Here is a 700-nt window from a genome sequence, read left to right on the forward strand (position 1 = left end):
CTATAGGCCTCAACATCAAATTTATCCTAGAAACAAATTTCGAACATTGTCGGCCTTGCTTCCGAACGGTATTCGGGCGGAATTGACTCAGTCACGGGGGCTCATCGCGGCACGCATGCGTGCATGGTAGCACTCACAGTTCCACAACCGATCCGGATCGACCTCACGCATCGACAGCATGCCCAGCGCAATGCCGCAGGCTGTTCGAGACGCATAGGCCCAGGTAATCCGCTCGGAACGACTGGCTTCCGTGGCAAGTTGAGTGGACACTGTTCTTGCCTCGGCGTACCGCGCCTGAACCGCTTGYTGGATAACCGAAATATTGGGCTCGTGCGCCAGCCTGGAGACGCCCCAGACCTGGCATGCAGCCACAGCCGGCCGCTGCTCGGGCGCGCCCGAAAGATCGGCAGCCTGCGCACTGGCCCAGAAACCAAGCGTAAGCATCGCGATAAACGGTAAAGGCGCGATCCGCATTGTCTCCCCCGACTGCTCCGGCCTACTCGACTGGCACACATTATTCACTCGCTCTGCTGCCGCAACAGAGTCTTGCTGCTCTTTCGACTTGTCGTCAATTTGATGTGGAATCGTCACTTAAAAGAGACAGTGCTGTATAGAGAACTGACGCTACGTCCGAATTATTACCCGGCCCCGTTGTGTCCGTTGACGGCGCAGCTTCAATATTTCTGCTTTCGACGAACAC

1 protein-coding gene is annotated in these 700 nt (G+C 56.5%); it reads right to left on the reverse strand.

From position 1 onward, the window contains the following. Positions 1-87: 87 nt before the first annotated feature. Positions 88-474, reverse strand: a complete 387-nt coding sequence (locus AC1DVA_RS28925; protein WP_476808208.1) for a hypothetical protein — start codon at positions 472-474, stop codon at positions 88-90. Positions 475-700 lie beyond the last annotated feature (226 nt).

The organism is Allobosea sp. P4_C6 (assembly GCF_056402015.1).